17 protein-coding genes and 2 tRNA genes are annotated in these 16633 nt (G+C 72.5%); 13 read left to right on the forward strand and 6 right to left on the reverse strand.

Features of this window, described 5'->3' with window-relative positions:
• Window positions 1-4 precede the first annotated feature (4 nt).
• Window positions 5-955 carry a 3-methyladenine DNA glycosylase gene (locus K1X13_RS12905; protein WP_225914972.1) on the reverse strand — a complete coding sequence of 317 codons (951 nt, stop codon included), beginning with the start codon at window positions 953-955 and terminating at the stop codon, window positions 5-7.
• Here K1X13_RS12905 and K1X13_RS12910 point away from each other — a divergent pair.
• From K1X13_RS12910 to K1X13_RS12940, 7 genes are all read left to right on the forward strand, one after another.
• The gene (locus K1X13_RS12910) at window positions 948-1748 is read left to right on the forward strand and encodes a fumarylacetoacetate hydrolase family protein (protein WP_221025438.1); all 801 of its coding nucleotides are present in this window, start codon (window positions 948-950) and stop codon (window positions 1746-1748) included. The two genes, K1X13_RS12905 and K1X13_RS12910, sit on opposite strands and share 8 nt — an antisense overlap.
• Complete coding sequence (gltX, locus tag K1X13_RS12915) at window positions 1741-3252, forward strand: glutamate--tRNA ligase (RefSeq protein ID WP_221025439.1); 1512 nt, start codon at window positions 1741-1743, stop codon at window positions 3250-3252. Before K1X13_RS12910 ends, gltX begins: the two co-directional genes overlap by 8 nt.
• 24 nt (window positions 3253-3276) lie before the next feature.
• Window positions 3277-4602: a CPBP family intramembrane glutamic endopeptidase gene (locus tag K1X13_RS19710; protein ID WP_221025440.1), complete on the forward strand. Its 1326-nt coding sequence runs from the start codon at window positions 3277-3279 to the stop codon at window positions 4600-4602.
• 104 nt (window positions 4603-4706) lie between these two features.
• Window positions 4707-4778: transfer RNA gene (locus K1X13_RS12925), tRNA-Gln, on the forward strand.
• A gap of 46 nt (window positions 4779-4824) precedes the next feature.
• Window positions 4825-4900, forward strand: a tRNA-Glu gene (locus K1X13_RS12930).
• A 114-nt stretch (window positions 4901-5014) separates the two neighbouring features.
• Window positions 5015-6577: a DNA-3-methyladenine glycosylase 2 family protein gene (locus K1X13_RS12935; RefSeq protein WP_308249543.1), complete on the forward strand. Its 1563-nt coding sequence runs from the start codon at window positions 5015-5017 to the stop codon at window positions 6575-6577.
• 1 nt (window position 6578) lies between these two features.
• Entirely contained in the window at window positions 6579-7103 is a 525-nt protein-coding gene (locus tag K1X13_RS12940; RefSeq protein WP_221025442.1) for a methylated-DNA--[protein]-cysteine S-methyltransferase, read from the forward strand.
• Window positions 7104-7167: 64 nt separating this feature from the next.
• Here the strand turns inward: K1X13_RS12940 and K1X13_RS12945 are convergent, their stop codons facing one another.
• Window positions 7168-7887 (reverse strand): IclR family transcriptional regulator, encoded by a 720-nt coding sequence (locus K1X13_RS12945; protein WP_221025443.1) that lies wholly within the window; start codon window positions 7885-7887, stop codon window positions 7168-7170.
• A gap of 114 nt (window positions 7888-8001) precedes the next feature.
• Between K1X13_RS12945 and leuC the strand changes: the two genes are divergently transcribed.
• From leuC to K1X13_RS12960, 3 genes are all read left to right on the forward strand, one after another.
• Window positions 8002-9411: a 3-isopropylmalate dehydratase large subunit gene (gene leuC / locus K1X13_RS12950; RefSeq protein WP_221025444.1), complete on the forward strand. Its 1410-nt coding sequence runs from the start codon at window positions 8002-8004 to the stop codon at window positions 9409-9411.
• Window positions 9412-9430: 19 nt separating this feature from the next.
• The gene (leuD, locus tag K1X13_RS12955; protein ID WP_221025445.1) at window positions 9431-10018 is read left to right on the forward strand and encodes a 3-isopropylmalate dehydratase small subunit; all 588 of its coding nucleotides are present in this window, start codon (window positions 9431-9433) and stop codon (window positions 10016-10018) included.
• 193 nt (window positions 10019-10211) lie between these two features.
• Window positions 10212-10757 (forward strand): HU family DNA-binding protein, encoded by a 546-nt coding sequence (locus tag K1X13_RS12960; RefSeq protein WP_221025446.1) that lies wholly within the window; start codon window positions 10212-10214, stop codon window positions 10755-10757.
• A 205-nt stretch (window positions 10758-10962) separates the two neighbouring features.
• On the opposite strand, the gene K1X13_RS12965 is transcribed toward K1X13_RS12960, so the two are convergent.
• Both K1X13_RS12965 and cofC read right to left on the reverse strand, forming a co-directional pair.
• Window positions 10963-11169 (reverse strand): hypothetical protein, encoded by a 207-nt coding sequence (locus tag K1X13_RS12965; RefSeq protein ID WP_221025447.1) that lies wholly within the window; start codon window positions 11167-11169, stop codon window positions 10963-10965.
• A gap of 2 nt (window positions 11170-11171) precedes the next feature.
• Window positions 11172-11816 carry a 2-phospho-L-lactate guanylyltransferase gene (gene cofC, locus K1X13_RS12970; protein ID WP_221025448.1) on the reverse strand — a complete coding sequence of 215 codons (645 nt, stop codon included), beginning with the start codon at window positions 11814-11816 and terminating at the stop codon, window positions 11172-11174.
• A gap of 120 nt (window positions 11817-11936) precedes the next feature.
• Between cofC and K1X13_RS12975 the strand changes: the two genes are divergently transcribed.
• Both K1X13_RS12975 and K1X13_RS12980 read left to right on the forward strand, forming a co-directional pair.
• Window positions 11937-12734, forward strand: a complete 798-nt coding sequence (locus tag K1X13_RS12975; protein WP_308249544.1) for a lysophospholipid acyltransferase family protein — start codon at window positions 11937-11939, stop codon at window positions 12732-12734.
• Window positions 12731-13732 carry an NAD(P)H-dependent glycerol-3-phosphate dehydrogenase gene (locus tag K1X13_RS12980; protein WP_221025450.1) on the forward strand — a complete coding sequence of 334 codons (1002 nt, stop codon included), beginning with the start codon at window positions 12731-12733 and terminating at the stop codon, window positions 13730-13732. Before K1X13_RS12975 ends, K1X13_RS12980 begins: the two co-directional genes overlap by 4 nt.
• 16 nt (window positions 13733-13748) lie before the next feature.
• On the opposite strand, the gene K1X13_RS12985 is transcribed toward K1X13_RS12980, so the two are convergent.
• Window positions 13749-14882, reverse strand: a complete 1134-nt coding sequence (locus K1X13_RS12985; RefSeq protein WP_221025451.1) for a trans-sulfuration enzyme family protein — start codon at window positions 14880-14882, stop codon at window positions 13749-13751.
• A 62-nt stretch (window positions 14883-14944) separates the two neighbouring features.
• On the opposite strand from K1X13_RS12985, the gene K1X13_RS12990 reads away from it, so the two are divergent.
• Window positions 14945-16111 (forward strand): D-alanine--D-alanine ligase family protein, encoded by a 1167-nt coding sequence (locus K1X13_RS12990; RefSeq protein WP_221025452.1) that lies wholly within the window; start codon window positions 14945-14947, stop codon window positions 16109-16111.
• A gap of 61 nt (window positions 16112-16172) precedes the next feature.
• Here the strand turns inward: K1X13_RS12990 and K1X13_RS12995 are convergent, their stop codons facing one another.
• Window positions 16173-16619: a DUF3515 domain-containing protein gene (locus K1X13_RS12995; protein ID WP_221025453.1), complete on the reverse strand. Its 447-nt coding sequence runs from the start codon at window positions 16617-16619 to the stop codon at window positions 16173-16175.
• Window positions 16620-16633 lie beyond the last annotated feature (14 nt).

Here is a 16633-nt window from a genome sequence, read left to right on the forward strand (position 1 = left end):
CCGCTCAGCAGACGGCGAGGAGGCGCTCGCAATCGGCGACGAGCCGGGCGCGCAGGGGAGCGCCGCGCTCGGCGAAGGCACGCTGCGCGGCGACGTACTCCTGCTTGCCCGCCGGGGTCTCGATCCGGACCGGGGTGTACCCGAGGTCGGACAGGTCGTACGGCGAGGCGCGCATGTCGAGCACCCGGATGTCGCGGGCGAGGTCGAAGCAGTCCGCGACCAGGTCGCTGTCGACCAGGGGGGAGAGCCGGTAGGCGTGCTTGTAGAGGTCCATCCCGGCGTGCAGGCAGCCCGGCTGCTCGAACGCCGGCCGGTCGTCGCGGCCGGGCCGCAGCGTGTTCAGCGGCCGCGCCTCGTCGGTGAAGAACCGGAACGCGTCGAAGTGCGAGCAGGCCACCCGGTGCCCCTCGACCACCTCGTCGGTGCCGCGGGGACCCAGCCGCAGCGGCCACGAGGCGTGCCGGACGTCGGACTGGTCGAGCCGGTAGACCATCGCCCACTCGTGCAGGCCGAAGCAGCCGAGCTGGGCCGGGCGGGAGGCGGTGGCCGAGAGCAGCGTGTGCAGCGCGGTGAGCAGCGGGCGCTGTCCCGCGACGTGCTCCCGCGCCACCGTGGCGTGGCCGCCGGGCCGCTCGACGTACCCCTTGAGGCCGGCGTACGTCGACCAGCCGCCCTCGAGCACGACGCCGTACCCGGGGTGCCACCGGCGCAGCGCCGCGGGACGCTGGGAGTAGTAGGTGAACAGGAAGTCCTCGACCGGGTGCGGCACCCGGGCCTCGCGGCGCTCGAGGTGCGGCCGCACCCACGCCTCGACCCGTGCCTCGTGGGCGGCGCGGCGCTCCCGCCACGTCGCCTCGTCCAGGACCGCGTCCCGGGTCGTCACCGCGTTCTCCACACCCCCGAGGGTAGTAAGCGGCCGGGGGACCGCGCGCAGGTAGGCTCGACCCGTGCGCATCGCGAGATTCACCACCGGTGAGGACCCCCAGTACGGCATCGTCACGGGCGAGGTCGACGAGCTCGGCATCCCCGCGGAGGACAGCATGGTGGTCGCCCTGGCCGGCGACCCGCTGTACGTCGGCATGCACCCGACCGAGGAGCAGCACAAGCTCGCCGACGTGCGCCTCCTCGCGCCGGTGATCCCGCGGAGCAAGGTGGTCGGCATCGGCCGCAACTACGCCGCGCACGCCGCCGAGATGGGCAACGACGTGCCCACCGAGCCGCTGATGTTCCTCAAGCCGAACACCACCGTGGTCGGCCCCGGCGACCCGATCTTCTACCCCCGGCAGAGCAGTAACGTGCACTTCGAGGGCGAGCTCGCGGTCGTCATCGGCCGGATCTGCCGCGACGTCGCCCCGGACCGGGTCAAGGACGTGGTCTACGGCTACACGATCGGCAACGACGTGACCGCGCGCGACCTGCAGAAGAGCGACGTGCAGTTCACCCGCGCCAAGGGGTTCGACTCGTTCTGCCCCCTCGGCCCCTGGATCGAGACCGAGCTCGACCCGAGCGACCTGCGCGTGCAGACGCACCTCAACGGTGACCTGAAGCAGGACGGCACGACCCAGGACCTGATCTTCGACGTGCCCACGCTGGTGGCGCACGTGTCGAGCGTGATGACGCTGCTGCCCGGCGACGTCATCCTCACCGGCACCCCCGACGGTGTCGGCCCCATGACCCCCGGAGACGAGGTGGACGTCACCATCTCCGGCATCGGAACCCTGACGAACAAGGTGGTAACTCGTGACTGACGCAGCCCTCGACGTCCTCGGCGGCATCGCCCCGGACAAGGTCAGGGTCCGGTTCCCACCGTCGCCCACGGGCTCGCTGCACGTCGGCAACGTCCGCAGCGCGCTGTTCAACTGGGCGTTCGCCCGTCACTTCGGCGGCACCCTGGTGCTGCGCATCGAGGACACCGACCTCGCCCGCAACACCCCCGAGGGCTACGCCTCGGTGATCGACTCGCTGCGCTGGCTCGGTCTCGACTGGGACGAGGGCCCGGAGGTCGGCGGCCCCTACGGCCCCTACCTGCAGTCCGAGCGGTTCGACACGTACGCCGAGGTGGCACGCACGCTGCACGAGGCCGGCAAGGCCTACGACTGCTACTGCTCGCAGGAGGAGGTCGACGAGCGCCGCGAGGCCGCTCGCGCCGAGAACAAGACCAGCGGGTACGACGGCCACTGCCGCGACCTCGACGCGCACCAGGTCGCCGACTTCGTCGCGGCCGGGCGCCGGCCGGTGCTCCGGTTCCGGATGCCCGACCGCCCGATCGTCTTCCAGGACCTGGTGCGGGGCGAGATCACCTTCCTGCCCGAGCACGTCCCGGACTTCGTGCTCGTCCGCGCGAACGGTCACCCGCTCTACACGCTGGTCAACCCGGTCGACGACGCGCTGATGGAGATCACCCACGTGCTCCGCGGTGAGGACCTGCTGTCCTCGACGCCGCGGCAGATCGCGCTCTACGAGGCGCTCGCCGAGCTCGGGATCGGCCGCGGCGCCCCTCGCTTCGGGCACCTGCCGATCGTGATGGGCGAGGGCAACAAGCGGCTCTCCAAGCGCGACCGCGGCTCCGGCCTCACCGAGTACATCGAGCGCGGCTTCCTGCCCGAGGGGATCCTCAACTACCTGGCCCTGCTGGGCTGGGGCATCGCCGAGGACCGCGACGTGTTCACGATGACCGAGATGGCCGAGGCGTTCGACATCCGCCGGGTGAACCCGAACCCGGCCCGCTTCGACTACAAGAAGTGCGAGGCGATCAACGCCGCGCACCTGCGCGCGCTGGGCGTCGAGGACCTCACCGAGCGGATGGTGCCGGTGCTGCAGCGCGCCGGCGTGCTCGGCGACGAGGTCACCCCGGAGCAGCGGGCGCTGCTCGCGGAGGCCACCCCGCTCGTGCACGAGCGCATGGTCACCCTCGGGGAGTCCGTGGAGATGCTCGGCTTCCTGTTCGTCGACGAGGCCCGTTTCCAGCGCGACCCCGCCGACGCGGAGAAGCTGCTCAACGACGAGGGTCGCGCCGTGGTCAAGGCCGCGCACGACGCCCTCGCGGCGCTGTCGGTCTGGGACACCCCGTCGATCGAGGAGGCGCTGCGCCGCGCGCTGGTCGAGGAGCTCGGGCTGAAGCCCCGCAACGCGTTCGGCCCGGTGCGCGTGGCGGTCACCGGCCGCCGGATCTCGCCGCCGCTGTTTGAGTCGATGGAGCTGCTCGGCCGGGAGCGCTCGCTTGCCCGGCTCGGCAGCGTGCAGGAAGTCTGAGGGGCGGGCCGTGGGGGTGAGGGTGTGACCGAGCAGCGACCGGACGAGCAGCAGCCGCCCGAGCAGGACGGGGGGCACCCCGCGGGCCGGCCGCCGGCCGGTCCGCCCGGTGCCGCTCCGGACCCGGGGCAGCGGTGGCCGGCGCCGCCGTACCCGGGGCCGGCGTACGGTGCGCCCCAGCCGTACCCGGGGCCGGCGTACGGTGCGCCCCAGCCGTACCCGGGACAGCCGTACCCGGGACAGCCGTACGGCGCGCCCCAGCCGTCGCCGTACGGGCAGCCCGGTCAGCAGTACGGCGGCCCGCCGCCGTACCCGCCGCAGTCCTGGCCGCCGCCCGCGCCGCCGTACGCGGGACCGCCGCAGCAGGCGTGGCCGGCCCACCCGCACCCGGAGCCGCGCGAGTACCACCAGATGCTGCGCACGTGGACCTACGCGTGGTGGAAGCCGGTGCTCGGCATCGTCCTCGTCATGCTGGGGATGGTCATCGTCGCGCCGCTGGTGCTGATGCCGGTGCTCATGATCGGGGTCGCCATCGAGGGGGGGCCGTTCTGGGAGAGCTTCGAGCAGGCCGCGAGCCTCCAGGCCATCGGACCGGCCTCGCTGCTCTACCTCAACCTGACCCTGGGCTCGACCATCCTCGTGTGCTGGTTCGTGATGCGCTACCTGCACAAGATGCGACCGCGGTGGCTGACCTCGGTGGCGCCGAAGATGCGGTGGCGCTTCTTCTTCGCCTGCCTCGGGCTCTCCGTGGTCGCCCTGGTCGCGCAGATCGTGGCGGGCAGCGTCCTCCCGGGCAGCGGGGCGCAGGAGCCGGCCGGCGAGGTCAACGAGTTCACGAGCACCACGGCGGTCCTCGCGCTGATCGTGCTGCTCACCACCCCGCTGCAGGCGGCGGGGGAGGAGTACGTCTTCCGCGGCTACCTGATGCAGGCGCTCGGCTCGCTGTTCCGCTACAAGTGGATCGCGCTGCTGGTCACCTCGACGCTGTTCGCGATGGCGCACGGCGTGCAGAACTTCCCGCTGTTCTTCGACCGGTTCATGTTCGGCCTGATCGCCGGCTGGCTGGTGCTGCGCACGGGGGGCCTCGAGGCGGGGATCGCGATGCACATCCTCAACAACTTCCTGGCCTTCGGCTACGCCCTGACCTACGCCGACCTGACCGAGACCCTGAACGTCTCCGAGGCGGGCTGGGGCAACGTCCCGCTCACCCTCGTCCAGAGCGGCACCTACGCGGTCCTGGTGCTCTTGGTCACGCGGAAGATGGGGCTGCGCAACCGCACCGACCCGCCGCTCCCGGCGTCGCCCGCGGCGCCGTCCAGCGGCGTGGAGCGGGTCCCGTCCGGAGCATGATGTGACGGCGCTCACCAGGACGGCCGGGAGCGTGCTCTCGTTTTGGTGAGCGGACGAGGTGCCGTGTAGAGTCTTGCCTCGGCTTCGCAAGAAGTCCGGTCCCATGGGGTATGGGGTAATTGGCAGCCCGACTGGTTCTGGTCCAGTTAGTCTAGGTTCGAGTCCTAGTACCCCAGCGATTGGCCGAAATCCCTAGCCTAGGCTAGAGTTTCGACCGCTCGGGCCCCCGTTGTGTAGTGGCCTAGCACGCCGCCCTCTCAAGGCGGTAGCGCCGGTTCGAATCCGGTCGGGGGTACCACAGGAAGAGGCCCGTCGCTCGCACGAGCGGCGGGCCTCTTCGCTTTCTCCGGGCCCCGACGGCCATGTCCGAATCCCGCTAGCGTGGCGCGTGCCCATGACGGAGGATGGCTGCGTGGACATCGAGGACGCAGAGGCCTGCTACCGGGCGGTGAAGAGCCGCGACCGGCGCTTCGACGGCGTCTTCTACACCGCGGTCCGGTCCACCGGGATCTACTGCCGGCCGTCCTGCCCGGCGATCACGCCGCACCGCAAGAACGTGACCTTCTACCGCACCGCCGCGGCCGCGCAGGGCGCCGGTTTCAGGGCCTGCAAGAGGTGCCTGCCGGACGCCACCCCGGGCTCGCCCGACTGGGACTTCTCCGCGGACGCCGCGGGCCGGGCGATGCGGCTGATCGCCGACGGCGTCGTGGAGCGCGAGGGGGTCACGGGCCTCGCTGCGCGGGTCGGGTACACCCCGCGGCACCTGTCCCGTCTGCTCACCCACGAGGTGGGTGCCGGTCCGCTCGCGCTGGCCCGGGCCCGGCGTGCGCAGACCGCCCGGATCCTGGTGGAGACCACCCCGATGCCGTTCGCCGACGTGGCCTTCGCCGCCGGCTTCTCCAGCATCCGGCAGTTCAACGACACCGTGCGCGAGGTGTACGCCGCCACCCCGACGTCCCTGCGCGGGCGGGCGGCCCGCCCCGGCGCCGCCGACGGGCGCGTCGAGCTGCGGCTCGCGGTGCGCCGTCCCTACTCCGGCGCCGACCTGGTCGCCTTCCTGGCCGTGCGCGCCGTCGACGGCGTCGAGGAGGCCGGGCCCGGCTGGTACGCCCGCACCCTGCGGCTGCCGCACGGCGCCGGCCGGGCATGGCTGCGGACCGACGACGCGGACGACCTGGGCTTCGTCCGCTGCACCCTCCAGGTCGCCGACCTGCGGGACGTCTCGGCCGCGGTGGAGCGCTGCCGGAGGCTGCTCGACGCTGACTGCGACCCCGTCGCGGTCGACGACGAGCTCGCGGGAGACCCCCGGCTCGCCCGGCTGGTCCGGCGGCGGCCCGGGCTGCGGGTCCCGGGCCACGTGGACGGGCACGAGGTGGCCGTCCGGGCCGTGCTCGGCCAGCAAGTCTCCGTCGAGGCGGCGCGCAGGCTGGCCGCCCTGCTCGTCGAGCGCCACGGCGAGGTCGTCGACGGCGACCTGTCCGCGTCCCCGGACGGGGCGGAGCACACGCTGCTCCGGCTGTTCCCCTCCACGGAGACGCTGGCCGGGGTCGACCCGGAGACGCTGCCGATGCCCCGGGCGCGGGGCCGTGCGCTGGTCGCGCTCTGCGCGGCGCTGGCCGCCGGGGACATCCCGCTGGACCGCAGCGCCGACCGGGCCGACGTACGGCACGCGCTGCTGGCCGTGCCGGGGATCGGCCCGTGGACCGCGGGCTACGTCGCGCTCCGTGCGCTCGGTGACCCGGACGTGTTCCTGCCCACCGACGTCGGCGTGCGCAACGGGCTGCGCGCCCTCAATGAGGACCCGGCACGGGCCGAGACGCTGGGGGAGGCGTGGCGACCCTGGCGGTCCTACGCGCTGATGCACCTGTGGGCGGCCTCCGGCGACGCCGCGGCCGCCGTACGGCGTGAACCGTCCGACCCGACCGACCGGTCGCGCGTGACCGAACCCGACCTTCGACCTGCCAAGGAGAACTGACATGTGGACCTCGATGGACTCACCGGTCGGCGAGCTGCGGATCATCGCGAACCGCACGGCAATCACCGCGATCGAGTTCGCCGGCCCGGCCCCGGCCGGCGCCTCGCCGCACTCGTCGATGAGCCGCGCGGCCGCAGTCTCGCTGGGCCGCCCGGTCGGGGATCGCGACGACGCGCACCCGCTGCTGGTGGAGGCGGTGCGCCAGCTGCGCGCCTACTTCGATGGCGAGCTCAAGGAGTTCGACCTGCCGCTGGAGCCGGCCGGGACGCCGTTCCAGCTGTCGGTGTGGGAGCAGCTGCGCGGCATCGGCTACGGCGAGACGGCGTCGTACGGCGCCGTCGCCGCCCGCCTGGGCATGCGCCCGGCCGCGTCTCGGGCGGTGGGGCTGGCCAACGGGCGGAACCCGATCCCGATCGTGATCCCGTGCCACCGGGTGGTCGGCGCGAACGGCACGCTCACCGGGTACGCCGGCGGGGTGGAACGCAAGCAGCAGCTCCTCGACCTGGAGCAGGGCGCCCTGTTCTAGAGCGGCGACTCTCTAGACGGGTCTAGCGCGGGAAGACGTCGTTCGACGGACCTGTTCGCGGGCGTCACTCCGCGGCGCGGCGCAGCGACTCCGAGAGCCGCTCCGCGGCCGCGAGCACCGCCGGTGCGTGCATCCGGCCGGGCTGGCGGGAGAGCCGCTCGAGCGGGCCGGAGACCGAGACCGCGGCGATGATCTTGCCGGAGGGGGAGCGGACCGGGGCCGAGACCGAGGCCACGCCCTGCTCGCGCTCGCCGACCGACTGGGCCCAGCCGCGGCGGCGGATCCCGGCCAGCGCGGTGGCGCTGAACGCGGCGTTCTGCAGGCCGCGGTGCATCTTCTCGGGGTCCTCCCAGGCGAGCAGGATCTGCGCTGCGGAGCCGGCCCGCATGGTCAGCTGGGAGCCGACGGGGATGGTGTCGCGCAGACCGGACGGGCGCTCGGCAGCGGCGACGCACACGCGGAACTCGCCCTGGCGGCGCCACAGCTGGGCGGACTCGCCGGTGATGTCGCGCAGCCGGGCGAGCACGGGGCCGGCCGCGGCGAGCAGCCGGTCCTCGCCGGCGGCGGCGGCGAGCTCGGAGAGCCGGGGGCCGAGCACGAAGCGTCCTTGCATGTCGCGCGCCACCAGACGGTGGTGCTCGAGTGCGACCGCGAGGCGGTGAGCCGTGGGTCGGGCCAGCCCGGTTCCGGCGACGAGACCGGCCAGTGTCGCGGGGCCTGCCTCGAGTGCGGCGAGAACAAGGGCGGCTTTGTCGAGAACACCGACTCCGCTAGAGTTGTCCATATCTTGATAATGCCGTCTCGCATCCTGGGATGCAAGTCAGGCTGGCGGCGAGATCATCGAACTGCCGGCGAGAGTGCCGCGGCAGTGACCTAACCGGAGTGAAGGAGACACGCAATGGGCAGGACCCTTGCAGAGAAGGTGTGGGACGAGCACGTCGTCCGCAGTGCAGAAGGCGAGCCGGACCTCCTCTTCATCGACCTTCACCTCATTCACGAGGTCACCTCGCCGCAGGCGTTCGAGGGCCTCCGGCTCGCCGGCCGTCCGGTACGCCGCCCCGACCTCACCCTGGCCACCGAGGACCACAACGTCCCCACGCTCGACCTCGACAAGCCGATCGCCGACCCGGTCTCCCGCACCCAGGTCGAGACGCTGCGCCGCAACGCCGAGGAGTTCGGTGTCCGGCTGCACCCGCTCGGTGACGTCGAGCAGGGCATCGTGCACGTGGTCGGCCCGCAGCTCGGGCTGACCCAGCCCGGCATGACCGTGGTCTGCGGCGACTCGCACACCTCCACGCACGGCGCGTTCGGTGCGATCGCCTTCGGCATCGGCACCAGCGAGGTCGAGCACGTGCTGGCCACGCAGACGCTGCCGCAGGCCAAGCCGAAGACGATGGCGGTGACGGTGAACGGGTCGCTGCCCGACGGCGTCACCGCCAAGGACCTCGTGCTCACCCTGATCGCGCACACCGGCACCGGCGGCGGCCAGGGCTACATCGTGGAGTACCGCGGCCAGGCCATCGAGGAGCTCTCGATGGAGGCGCGGATGACGATCTGCAACATGTCCATCGAGTGGGGCGCCAAGGCCGGGCTGATCGCACCCGACCAGGTCACCCTCGACTACCTCCAGGGCCGGCCGCACGCCCCGAAGGGCGAGGACTGGGACGCCGCCGTCGCGCACTGGACGTCGCTGGTCACCGACGAGGACGCCACCTTCGACAAGGAGATCGTCCTCGACGCCGGGGCGATGACGCCGTTCGTCACCTGGGGCACCAACCCCGGCCAGGGCGTGCCGCTCGGCGGCAGCGTGCCGGTGCCGGCGGAGATCGCCGACGAGGGCGACCGGGTGGCCGCCGAGAAGGCGCTGGAGTACATGGGCCTCGCGGCCGGGACCCCGATGCGCGACATCAAGGTCGACACCGTCTTCGTCGGGTCGTGCACCAACGGCCGGATCGAGGACCTTCGTGCCGCGGCCGAGGTGATCCAGGGCCGCAAGGTCGCGAACGACACCCGCCTGCTCGTCGTACCCGGCTCGGTGCGGGTGCGCCTGCAGGCCGAGGAGGAGGGGCTCGACGTGGTCTTCAAGGAGGCCGGCGGCGAGTGGCGCGGTGCGGGTTGCTCGATGTGCCTGGGCATGAACCCCGACCAGCTCGAGCCCGGGGAGCGCAGCGCGTCCACGTCGAACCGCAACTTCGAGGGCCGGCAGGGCAAGGGTGGTCGCACGCACCTCGTGTCCCCGCTCGTCGCCGCGGCCACCGCGGTCACCGGCCACCTGTCCTCGCCCGCCGACCTGCCCGCGCAGGCCTGACCCCGAGAGGAACAGAGTCATGGAGAAGATCACCACGCACACCGGCACCGCCCTGCCCCTGCGTCGCAGCAACGTCGACACCGACCAGATCATCCCGGCGGTCTACCTCAAGCGGGTCACCCGCACCGGCTTCGAGGACGGCCTGTTCGCGGCCTGGCGCAAGGACCCCGACTTCGTCATCAACAAGCCGGAGTACGCCGGCGCCTCCGTGCTCGTCGCCGGGCCCGACTTCGGCACCGGCTCGTCGCGCGAGCACGCCGTGTGGGCGCTGATGGACTACGGCTTCAAGGTCGTCGTCTCGTCGCGGTTCGCCGACATCTTCCGCGGCAACTCCGGCAAGGCCGGGCTGCTCGCCGCCCAGGTCGAGCCGGACGTGGTGGAGAGGCTGTGGGCGCTCGTCGAGGCCGACCCCACCACCCAGGTGACCGTCGACCTGCAGGCCCGCGAGGTCCGCGCCGGCGACCTGGTGGCGCCGTTCCAGATCGACGACTACACGCGCTGGCGGCTGCTCGAGGGTCTCGACGACATCGGGATCACGCTCTCGCACGAGGAGGACATCACCGCCTACGAGGCGCGTCGTCCCACGTGGAAGCCGGCCACGCTCTAGTCGGCGTGCACCACCTCACGTCGCGGCGGCGGCAGGACCTGTGACGGGTCCTGCCGCGGCTGTCGTTCCCGCCCCAGAGTCGGACACGGCAAGATTTGGCCCAGCGGTGATTGTGACGTGGCTTACTTTTCCCTAGCGTGCACAGGGAATAGTCGAGCATGGGCTCGGCGGCAGGTTCACGAAAGGAAAGACAGTGAACAAGAGTCAGCTGATCGACGCCCTCGCGGCTCGCTTCGAAGGCAACAAGAAGGCCGCGGCGCACGCCCTCGACTCGGTGCTGGACACCATCACCCGCGAGGTCGCGAAGGGCGAGAAGGTCGCCATCACCGGGTTCGGCTCGTTCGAGAAGCGCGTCCGCGACGCCCGTTGGGTGCGCAACCCGCGGACCGGGGAGCGGATCAAGTCGAAGAAGACCGCGATCCCGAAGTTCAACCCCGGTGCCGAGCTCAAGGGTGTCGTGTCCGGGGCGCGGAAGCTCCCGAAGCTGGCCGTCGACGCCGCCACCGGCTCGGTGAAGGCGGTCGCGAAGAAGGCGCCGACCAAGCAGTCCGGCGCCGCGAAGTCGACGGCGAAGAAGGCTCCCGCGAAGACGGCGCCGACCGCGAAGAAGACCGCCGGCAAGACGGCCTCGACGGCGAAGAAGTCCACCGCCAAGACCGCCTCCGCGGCCAAGAAGTCGACGCCGGCCAAGTCCACCGCGAAGAAGGCGCCGGCGAAGAAGACCGCCAAGAAGTCCTGAGCCGCGCCACCGCTGCACCGCACGAGAGGCGACCGACCCGCACCGGGCCGGTCGCCTCTCGTCGTGCGCCTAGCCCTGGTGCTCGGGTCCCGGCCAGGACGGGGTGGCGAACTCGAGGACGACCGGGAACGGGCCGGTGGTCGGCGAGCACGCCCGCATCATCGCCGAGGGCGTCCGCTCCGGCGACCGGGTATCTCCCCGACGCTCAGGTCAGGGTGATGATCTGGAGGCGGCGCACCTCGAGGGTCGACCCCTCGCCGGTCACCTCGAGCCGGACCCGCTGGCCTGGCCGGAGCAGCCGCAGCCCGCTGCCCCGGAGCGCCTCACCCGTGAACGGCAGCTCCACGCCGTCGTCGAGCAGCGCGGTGCCCGCGAACGTGGCCGGGTCGAAGGTCGCGATCGTGGCCTGCATGGTCAGAGCCTAAGCGCCGTGGTCAGGATCCCGGTGCGCGAGCCGACGCCGAGCGCGATCGCCGCGTCGAGGTCGGCCGGGGTGTCCACGTCGCGCCGCAGCGACGGGACGTCGCCGGCGGTGACCTCGTGCGCCCCGGCGTCGAGGTGCGCGGCGCGTGAGCCGGCCCCGAAGCGGGGCGCGAAGCCGTCGAGGTGACGTGCGGTGACCAGCGTCGTCCCCACCCCCTGCGCGTCGGCGACGAAGGCGACGTCGTGGCGGCCCGCCTCGGCAAGCGCCCGGGTCAGCTCCTCGGTGCGCAGCGCCGGCAGGTCGGCGCACAGGGCCACGGGCGAGAGGTCGGGCCGGCGCCGGTGCAGCTCGGCGGCGGCCTGCACGAGCGAGCCGTTCAGGTCGTCGGTCGCCCCGTCGGGCAGCACCCGGACGCCGAGGTCGGCGAGGCCCCGCGCGAGCAGGTGGTCGTCGGTGACCACGAGCACCTCGCCGACCACAGGCGCCTCCAGGACCGCGGTCACGGTGTCGACCGCGAACGCGACGACGAGGTCGCGACGTACCGCGTCACCGAGCGGCGCGAGCCGGGACTTGGCCACAGCGGGAGGCTTGACGGGCACGATGACCCCGAAGCGGGGCGGAGGTGTGGACGACATCACCGACGATCTTGCCAGGAGCCACGTGGCGGGCACCGGATGAGGCATGCTTGGCCGCGCAGTACGCTCGCCCGGGCATCGGGGCCGGGCCCGCGTCGAGGAAGAACGAGGAGAGCATCTGTGGCAAAGCCGCGTCGGGCGAGGCAGAAGCGCGGTCTTGCGTTCGCCATCTGTGTCGCGATCGTGCGGCCCCCGCTGATGGCGCTGACCCGGCGCAACTGGATCGACGGCCACAAGCTCCCCGCCGAGGGCGGGTGCGTGGTCGTGAGCAACCACATCTCGCACGTCGACCCGTTCACCTTCGCGCACTTCGTCTACGACCACGGCCGGCTGCCGCGCTTCCTCGCGAAGAGCGAGGTCTTCGACGTCCCGGTCGGCGGCCGCCTCGTCCGCAGCGCCGGGCAGATCCCCGTCTACCGGCTCACGACCGACGCCTCCCACGCCTTCAGCGCGGCGGTCGAGGCCGTGAAGCAGGGCGAGTGCGTCGTGGTCTACCCCGAGGGCACGATCACCCGCGACCCCGGCCTGTGGCCGATGACCGGCAAGACCGGTGCCGCCCGGATCGCGCTCAGCACCGGCGCCCCCGTGATCCCGGTGGCGCAGTGGGGCGCGCACGAGATCCTGGCGCCGTACGGCAAGAAGCCGCGGATCTTCCCGCGCAAGACGATCAGCATGAAGGCCGGCGACCCGGTGGACCTCGACGACCTGCGCGACGTCCCGCTCACCCCCGACGTGCTGCACGAGGCCTCGGAGCGGATCATGGACGCGGTGACCACGCTGCTCGCCGACCTGCGCGAGGGTGAGCCGCCGGCCGTACGCTTCGACTCACGGCGGGCCGGGGTGCGCGAGATCGGCAACCCGAACGTCGACCCGGCGCGACGACGCCACCACGGTAAGCGGACAGGGGAGAGCCGATGAGCAAGGTTGCGGTCTTCGGTGCGGGGTCGTGGGGTACGGCGTTCTCCATCGTGCTCGCGGACGCCGGCAACGACGTCACGATCTGGGCGCGGCGCGAGGACGTGTGCGCCACGATCAACGACAGCCGCGAGAACCCCGACTACCTCCCGGGCATCGAGCTGCCCCCGGTGATCACGGCGACGCACGACCCGGAGCTCGCCCTGGCCGGCGCCGAGTTCGTGGTGCTCGCCGTCCCCTCCCAGAAGCTGCGTGAGAACCTCACGCAGTGGGCGGACCTCATCCCGCGCGACGCTGTCCTGGTGTCGCTGATGAAGGGCGTCGAGCTCGGCACCCTGAAGCGGATGAGCGAGGTGATCGCCGAGGTCACCGGCGCCGGTCCCGAGCGGATCGGCGTGGTCAGCGGCCCGAACCTGGCCATGGAGATCGCCCGCCGGGAGCCCGCCGCGAGCGTGGTGGCGTGCGCGGACGACGTGGTCGCGAAGCGCCTGCGCGACCTGTGCCACTCGCCGGCGTTCCGTCCGTACTCGAGCGCCGACGTGGTCGGCTGCGAGCTCGGCGGCGCCTACAAGAACGTGATCGGGCTCGGGGTCGGGATGGCCGTCGGCCTCGGCTTCGGCGACAACACCACCGCGTCGGTGATCACCCGGGGGCTGGCCGAGACCGCCCGACTGGCGACCGCGCTCGGCGCCGACCCGATGACCCTGATGGGACTGGCCGGCCTCGGCGACCTCGTCGCCACGTGCTCCTCGCCGCTGTCGCGCAACCGGTCCTTCGGCGAGAAGCTCGGACGGGGGATGACCACCGAGGAGATCACCGCCTCGACCCGGATGGTCGCCGAGGGCGTGAAGTCCTGCTCGTCGCTGCTGGACCTCGCGAACCGCGCCGAGGTGTACGCCCCGATCGTGGACCACGTGCACGCCGTGGTGGAGGGCAAGATGACCGCGGCCGACATGCTCTCCAGCCTGATCGACCGCGACACCAAGAGCGAGCGCGACTAGGGACGAGCAGTGACCGTCAGGCCGGGCGCTCGCCGGTGAGCTGGTCGAGCGCGGTGGCCAGGTCGTCCCAGAGGTCCTCGACGTCCTCGATCCCGACCGACATGCGCACCAGGCCGTCGGGGATGGTCGCCGGCTCGGACTTCCAGCGGCGCCGCCGCTCGAACGTCGACTCCACGCCGCCGAGGCTGGTCGCGTGCACCCACAGCCGGGTCTTGTGCGTGAGCAGGTCCGCGGCCAGCGCGCCCTGCGCGAGCACGACGGAGATGATCGCCCCGAAGCCCGGGTAGCGCACCTCGCCGACCGCGGGGTGCTCGCCGAGCCGGCGGACGATCTCCCTCGCGTTGGCCTGCGCCCGGTCCATCCGCACGTGCAGCGTGCGCATCCCGCGCAGCGCGAGCCACGTCTCGAACGTCCCGGGCACCGCGCCGATCATGTCGCGCCGCTTCTTCAGCACGTCGAACAGCTCGGGGTCACGCGTGACCAGCGCGCCAAGCAGGACGTCGCTGTGGCCGGCGATGAACTTGGTGGCGGAGTGCACGACGAGGTCGGCGTCCATCGACAGCGGCTGCTGGAGCAGGGGAGTGGCGAAGGTGTTGTCGACCACGACGTACGCCCCCGCCTCGTGCGCGGCCGCCGTGATCGTGGCGATGTCGGCGACCTCCAGCGCGGGGTTCGTGGGCGACTCGAGCCACACCAGCGCGGCGTCCTCGCACGCCTTCACCACCGCGTCGGTGTCGGTGATGTCGACGAGCAGCGCGCGGATCCGGCCCCGCGACTCGAGGTCGGCCATCTGCATCACGCTGCCGTTGTAGGCGTGCCGCGGCGCGACGACGGTGCGGCCCTGGCCGACGAGGTCGAGCACGGTGGCGACCGCGGCCAGCCCGGAGGAGAACGCGAGCGCCTGCCCGCCCTCGAGGTCGCCGAGCGCCTCCTCGAACGCCGACCAGGTCGGGTTGCCGTACCGGCCGTACTCCACGTCCCCACCGGCGACGTACGTCGAGGCCATCGTGATCGGGGTGTTCAGCGGGCTGTCGGCCTCGTGCGGCGGGCGTCCGGAGGTCACCGCCACCGTCGCGGGACGCAGGGTCGAGGCGTCGTACGGCGTCGGGCCGGAGCTGTCGGGTCCGGGACCGGTCGGCTGCGAAGACATGGCCCCACACTAGGGCGCACTGTGCAGCGCACCGAAGCCGGGCGGGTAGGGTCGGGGCCGCTATGGACACTTCTCTGACGCCGGCAGACACCCCCGACGCGCACGAGACGACGGGCACCCGCAAGCCGCGGGTCGCTGTCGTCTTCGGTGGCCGCTCCAGCGAGCACGCGATCTCCTGCGTGACCGCGGGGAGCGTCCTCAGGGCGATCGTCCGGGAGCGGTACGACGTGGTGCCGGTCGGCATCGCGACCGACGGCCGCTGGGTCCTCGAGTCGGGTGACCCGGAGCGGCTGGCGATCACCTCCGCGGACGCGCTGCCCGCGGTGGACGGGTCGCGCGCGACCGTGGCGCTGTCGCAGAACTCCGCCGGCAGCGAGCTCGTGGTGCACGAGGCCACCTCGGTGCCGCGCACGCTCGGCGAGGTGGACGTGGTCTTCCCGCTGCTCCACGGCCCCTGGGGCGAGGACGGCACGATCCAGGGCCTGCTCGAGATGGCCGGGGTGCGCTACGTCGGCGCCGGCGTGCTCGCCTCCGCGGTCGGCATGGACAAGCACTACATGAAGATCGTGTTCCAGGCGCAGGGCCTGCCGGTGCTGCCGTACACCGTGATCACCCCGCGCGCCTGGGAGACCGACAAGGCCTCCTGCCGCGAGTCCGTGAGCGCGCTCGGCTTCCCCGTTTTCGTCAAGCCGTGCCGGGGCGGGTCCAGCATCGGGATCAGCAAGGTGCACGACCTGGCCGGGCTCGACGCCGCGGTCGAGGCCGCCCGCGAGCACGACCCGAAGGTGCTCGTCGAGTCCTCCGCCGAGGGGGGCCGCGAGGTCGAGTGCGGCGTCGTGCAGGGCTTCGGCGCGAACCCGCCCGACGTCAGCGTGGTCGCCGAGATCAAGATCGACGGCGCGCACGAGTTCTACGACTTCGCCGCGAAGTACCTGCCCGAGGAGCAGACCGAGCTCAACGTGCCGGCGAACCTCCCCGCGCACGTCGCCGAGCGGGTCCAGACGCTGTCCGCGCAGGCGTTCGAGGCGCTGTCCTGCGAGGGCCTCGCCCGCGTCGACTTCTTCGTGCTGCCCGACGAGCGGGTGGTGATCAACGAGATCAACACCATGCCGGGGTTCACCCCGTCGTCGATGTTCCCGCGGATGTGGGCGGCGAGCGGCCTGGAGTACCCCGAGCTCGTGGACCGGCTGATCCAGCTCGCCCTGCAGCGCGGCACCGGCCTCCGCTAGCCGCCCCGGCCGCCCGGCCGCGGGGCCGTCGTGCAGTCGCCGCGCGACGGCGTCGACGGGCTCAGGCGCAGGGCTCGACCTCGCGCAGGGTCTGCTCGATCGCGGCGGAGAGGTCGACCATCGCGTTCGCGGGCGGCCAGTGCTCGGCGGCCAGGCGTACCTCGACGTTCTGCGCGCGGCCGACCGTGGTCATCGTGATCGGGCCCGGCCCGCGCTGGACCTGCGCGTCGGGGATGAACCAGCCGACCCCGTTGACCACCTGGCAGGTCGCGAACCGGTCGAACCCGGCGGGCTCCGGCACCCCGCAGGTGAGCACGATCGGCGCGTCCGCGTCCCAGGCCGCGACGTACCCGTCCGCGGGGTCGACCTCCGCGCGGTCCTCGTCGTCGACCCGGTCGGGGAGTGCCCCGATCAGCCCGGTGCAGGCGCGCGCGTCCGCACCGGAGAGCGTGGGGGAGTCCACCTCGACCGGCCCCGGGCTGCACCCGGCCACCAGGACGGCGCTCACGAGACACACGACAG

Source organism: Nocardioides jiangsuensis (assembly GCF_019679455.1).
GTDB lineage: Bacteria > Actinomycetota > Actinomycetes > Propionibacteriales > Nocardioidaceae > Nocardioides_C > Nocardioides_C jiangsuensis.